The organism is Sphingomonas populi, from assembly GCF_004208535.1.
Taxonomy (GTDB): Bacteria; Pseudomonadota; Alphaproteobacteria; order Sphingomonadales; family Sphingomonadaceae; genus Sphingomonas; species Sphingomonas populi.
Map to the genome: position 1 here is coordinate 1 of NZ_SGIS01000102.1, position 3,976 is coordinate 3,976.

The 3,976-nt window shown below is 56.4% G+C and carries 5 protein-coding genes; 1 reads left to right on the forward strand and 4 read right to left on the reverse strand.

Going from position 1 to position 3,976, the window contains the following annotated elements; translation table 11 throughout:
- Positions 1 to 132: 132 nt before the first annotated feature.
- From EWE75_RS23965 to EWE75_RS23980, 4 genes are all read right to left on the reverse strand, one after another.
- Complete coding sequence (locus EWE75_RS23965) at positions 133 to 393, reverse strand: hypothetical protein (RefSeq protein ID WP_130160546.1); 261 nt, start codon at positions 391 to 393, stop codon at positions 133 to 135.
- 147 nt (positions 394 to 540) lie between these two features.
- A complete protein-coding gene (locus EWE75_RS23970) occupies positions 541 to 1,074 on the reverse strand; it encodes a hypothetical protein (protein ID WP_130160547.1) in 534 nt (177 codons plus the stop codon).
- 315 nt (positions 1,075 to 1,389) lie between these two features.
- Positions 1,390 to 1,860, reverse strand: a complete 471-nt coding sequence (locus EWE75_RS23975) for a hypothetical protein (RefSeq protein ID WP_165388523.1) — start codon at positions 1,858 to 1,860, stop codon at positions 1,390 to 1,392.
- Between the two features lie 26 nt (positions 1,861 to 1,886).
- Positions 1,887 to 2,816 (reverse strand): hypothetical protein, encoded by a 930-nt coding sequence (locus tag EWE75_RS23980; protein WP_130160549.1) that lies wholly within the window; start codon positions 2,814 to 2,816, stop codon positions 1,887 to 1,889.
- 43 nt (positions 2,817 to 2,859) lie between these two features.
- Here EWE75_RS23980 and EWE75_RS23985 point away from each other — a divergent pair, with 43 nt between their 5' ends.
- Positions 2,860 to 3,225: a hypothetical protein gene (locus tag EWE75_RS23985; RefSeq protein WP_130160550.1), complete on the forward strand. Its 366-nt coding sequence runs from the start codon at positions 2,860 to 2,862 to the stop codon at positions 3,223 to 3,225.
- The last annotated feature ends 751 nt before the right edge of the window (positions 3,226 to 3,976 follow it).

Below are 3,976 nucleotides of genomic sequence, written 5' to 3' on the forward strand. Positions count from 1 at the left end.
CCCGCGTTCCCGCACCAGCTTCACCGCCTCGAGCTTGAACTCGCGGCTGAACTTCCGTCGTTGCATCTCCATCCTCCGGTTCCAAAAACACCTTATCTCGGTGTCCACGGAAGCGGCAGCAGCTCAGAGGGCTTATCGAGGCGCTGGCTTGGTTTCCGTCCACCACCAGTGCAACGCGCGCCAAATCTCTTCGCGAGTTTCAGCTTTATCGAGCGACCGCGCGGCGTCGTCGCGTCTCCAGCCCTCTTGAAGATCGCGCGACAAGTCTTTTGCATGACACCTCAACGCTACCGCTTTGGCCTCGGCGAAAAGCTGCCGCTGCGGACCGTGCGGGCCTTCCATCAGCGCTTTGCGCGACATCGCGTCGCCCACCATGCTGTAAAGATCGCTCATGTCGCGACGTTCCGAAGCCGATAGATCGGTTTTCAGGTGAAGGTTAGAATCGTAAAACATGCGTATTAATTCCTGAATAGGTCCGTCCGATCGATGATAGATTTTCGTCGGAGGTTCAAAGTTGGTAAGATGAACGTCGCTCCGACGTTAGTTCGCCCAATCAAGGCCCATGTGCCACGCGCGATCGACGGCAGCGTGACGCTCTTCATATTCGGGCGCGCCGATTTTGAGCTTGTGGATCGTCATGACGGGGTGAGTGGGCAGCGAAACCGAGCCGTCCAGTAGGCCGGGGTAGACATTAGTGATCCAACTGGACAAGTGCGCCGCTGCGGCCTCACGCTCGCGCTTGGGAAGATGCTTCAATAGCGCCAACGGATTGGCGTCGAAGTTTGGCGAGGTGTCTTCGTCAAAAGAGGGAAAGCCGTTTTTGTCATAGACCATCCGATCGATGCCAAAGGCGTGGCGTAGGGCTGGTTCCGCCTCTACCTCTTCGCGGGTGCGCTTGCCATCGTAGTGATACCACAACGCGAGATAGATCACGCGACGCGGGCGGTTATCGCCAGAGCGCCAAAGCACCTTGTAGTCGCCGCGCCAGTCCGCGTAGGTTGGATCGAGTGGGCCAAGAATATTGAACTTGCCTTGGTCGTCATAGAGATCGATTTTCATAGCATTCTGGATCATGTTCGAGGTTTCCGTAGTAGAGTGGAGAGCAACCGTTGCCCGCCTCATTCCCAACATCTACAGGACCGAACTTCTCGTCCGCATTATCTTTTTTGCAGTTCGAGAAAGAAACCGAACTGTGCAAAATAATATTGCAAAGCGGTCAGCGAGTGTGCTCGCGAGATTCATAACGGAATTGTGCGGCTGGCGCTGAAACGAAAAGAGCGGGGGCTTATCCAGCCACCCGCTCAATCGAGGAACGCGTCTACTACAACACAAAGTATTTATACATGACTAGCGATGATCGGCACAATATCTATCGCGCATATACGCCGATTATGCCCAGACCACTCTGATGGCGTTGCCGTTTTGGAGATAGTTAAACCGAATAGTTCGGTAAATGGTTTTGCCATCCGCATCCGGTACATCGGCGATGACGAGATCGGTAAACGCTAACCCGCCGACCGTTACAGCGGCGGGCGTGCCCCAAGCGACGGGGTAGGCGAGGTAGGGGAAGCGCCCGCCCGTGCAATCGTATGTGATCGACTTCGCAAAGCTGGTGGCGGGTTCGCTATTGCCGAGCGCGGCAATGTCGATCGCGGTGAGCGCCGGTTTAGACGATACGCCCCAATATCGATACTGGGGCGCTAAATCGATCTTCGCCGCGAACGCATCACGATCGGCCTGCGTGGCGAAGGTGAGGATGATTTGATTATGATCGGTGGTCACCAGTGATGATGTTGCGCCAGCCGCCATAGCGGCAACTACGAGCGGGGTGAGCTTGCCGCTATCATCAAGGAAGGGCATCGTGATTGTATTAGACATAAAGGTATTTAGGTCGCGGTTTGCATCCGTCCCCGCTTGAAAAATCCGACATTCGCTGGCGACCATACTGTACCGTTGACGGTCTTAATGTCGCGCGCGTTGAGCCACCCGGCAATCTCAACATACGATATCGCGCCGTCCGCGATAGCATCCGCGACAAGGCTGGCGAGCTTCACAAGATGCGCTTCGCGATCCACTTCGAAGGTTCGCCGAAAGCGTGACACGTTCACTCCCGTCCAAGCTGCACCTTTCTCGGTGCGATGTCCGCGCTCGTTGAGCCAATCCGCGATCTCTGCATTGCTGATCGCACCATCTGCGCGAGCATCGGCGATGAGCTTGGCGAACCGTTCGTCACGGCGCTGGCGATCCTCGGGTGAGATTGGCCCGATAATGCGGCTCAAGCTTGCGGTTGACCATTTCTCGCCTTGCGGTGGCTTGTGGCCTCTTTGATCGAGATATTGACCGATCTCGGAGAGTAGCAGGCACCCTTGCTCTCGTGCTTGCGCTATGAGGGGTAAAACAGCGGCAACGCGTGCCTCGCGCTTCGCTCGCGCCTTCGCCGATACCACCGCCTTCACCTCAGCCGAGTGGCCGGTGCGAGGGAGCTTCGGAGCCGGAGAGGGCTTGCGTGGTGCTCGTGCGGCCTTCGCGGGCTTCCTTGGCGCTTTCAGGAGTTTCATGGGAGCGTTCGCCTTCACGATCTCCGCATAGGTGAGCCGATCGCGCGCCGACGCCCTCATGGCGATCTTGGCGACGATCGCGCCAGTCGGTGCGGGCGTGCTGGCGGAGATCGCGCCAGAGGGAATGATTTGCATGTTGGCCTTTATCCTTCCGCCGACGATCTCACCGGGGAGGATGCGTGAGCGGGCGGGGAGTTGGAAGCGGTCGAGTTCATCAAGTAGCGCGAGAAAGCGGGGAGATGCCTCGATGGTTTCCATAGAGTATTTATAGCACAATCGGGGTTGCTCGCATAAATATCAGATGAGCAACATCAACGGAACAAACATCTCGGCACCAGTGGTGCCCAACTCAACTCTTGATAGTTACCCGAGTCATCTTAGTGCGTATGGCAAGGGTGGGTGGAAGTCTGCCGCTACTGTCGCGGAACGGAACGCTATACCTGCCGCGCGGCTTGAAGAAGGCGCCATCGTCTATGTGGTTGCCGAACGGACGCCTTACATTTTTGTAGGCGGTGCTTGGGTGGAATGGGTTAGCGGCGACGCACTTGCAGCCCAGATTCAAGAGGCTCTTGATGAACAGTCGATCATGTGGGCGGCAAATTTCATCAACTTGGAAGCAGCGGTAGTCAAGCGCTGGAACGAGGATTGGGGAAAGACGGCGAAGTAAGGCCCGTGAACGACCTTATCAGTCGTTCAACGGGCTGTTTGGGGTGCGATCAAAATAGATCGCGTCGGTTCCATGTCGAGCCGTAAAGGCCTTTTACAGGCTTCATTGGTACAACCATGACGGTAAGGCAACTTGGGCTGTATGGTTCCGGCTTCGGCTTCCGCTTGATACGGAGAGTGGCGGCGATGATGTCAGAGAGCTTTGGCACGTTGATTGTCCTTTAAAATGTCATAATCGACCACCGGTGTGTATCGCCGGAAGGAATTCATTTGAAGGAAAATCTCGACAACCACACTGATAGCAATATTAGCGGTTGACACGTTCTTTATATCTCGACCGAAATCTGGGTCGATCAAGAACTATCCTCTATAACCGCCTGCGTAGCTTCTGAAAGCGCGACGTGGAAAGGGGCGGCACGATTGAGCCGGGGCGCGCAAATGCGCTGTGTGAGGCTCCTCGGGGAGGTAATGGGCACCTTTGGCGGCACGGTCGCGGAAGCGCCGTTGAAGCTTGGCCATCTGTTTGAGGTAGGCGGGTGCGTCAACATCGAAGGAGGGCGCTTCATCCCGGTTCGCTCGACCGCTTAGAGCTTAAACTTTCAACGCGATTACCTCACCTCGCTATCTAGTGGATTGATCGTGACGGATGAGTCCTTTTGAGGATTCCGCCTAGCGCTGCATTGTGCGACCAAGGGGTATGCGTAGCGGTATCACCTTCGTCGTCACGGCACCGGATCGGGCGCGGCTTGAGG

Bases quoted from the DNA above. Each gene is read 5' to 3' on its own strand.
- EWE75_RS23965 (WP_130160546.1), bottom strand. From the start codon at position 393: ATGAGCGATCTTTACAGCATGGTGGGCGACGCGATGTCGCGCAAAGCG.
- EWE75_RS23975 (WP_165388523.1), bottom strand. From the start codon at position 1,860: ATGCCCTTCCTTGATGATAGCGGCAAGCTCACCCCGCTCGTAGTTGCC.
- EWE75_RS23985 (WP_130160550.1), top strand. From the start codon at position 2,860: ATGAGCAACATCAACGGAACAAACATCTCGGCACCAGTGGTGCCCAAC.
- EWE75_RS23970 (WP_130160547.1), bottom strand. From the start codon at position 1,074: ATGATCCAGAATGCTATGAAAATCGATCTCTATGACGACCAAGGCAAG.
- EWE75_RS23980 (WP_130160549.1), bottom strand. From the start codon at position 2,816: ATGGAAACCATCGAGGCATCTCCCCGCTTTCTCGCGCTACTTGATGAA.